Source organism: Staphylococcus auricularis (assembly GCF_001500315.1).
GTDB lineage: Bacteria > Bacillota > Bacilli > Staphylococcales > Staphylococcaceae > Staphylococcus > Staphylococcus auricularis.
The window spans coordinates 1-303 of the sequence record NZ_LLER01000038.1; the positions used below are offsets into that span (position 1 = coordinate 1).

Genomic DNA, 303 nt, shown 5'->3' on the forward strand with positions numbered 1-303 from the left:
AGGAAAATGGAGCTATTTATATCGTGCCATTGATGCAGAGGGACATACATTAGATATTTGGTTGCGTAAGCAACGAGATAATCATTCAGCATATGCGTTTATCAAACGTCTCATTAAACAATTTGGTAAACCTCAAAAGGTAATTACAGATCAGGCACCTTCAACAAAGGTAGCAATGGCTAAAGTAATTAAAGCTTTTAAACTTAAACCTGACTGTCATTGTACATCGAAATATCTGAATAACCTCATTGAGCAAGATCACCGTCATATTAAAGTAAGAAAGACAAGGTATCAAAGTATCAA

At 34.7% G+C, this 303-nt stretch carries 1 pseudogene; it reads left to right on the forward strand.

Going from position 1 to position 303, the window contains the following annotated elements:
- Positions 1 to 303: pseudogene (locus APS80_RS10390) on the forward strand (IS6-like element IS257 family transposase); the annotation flags it as partial.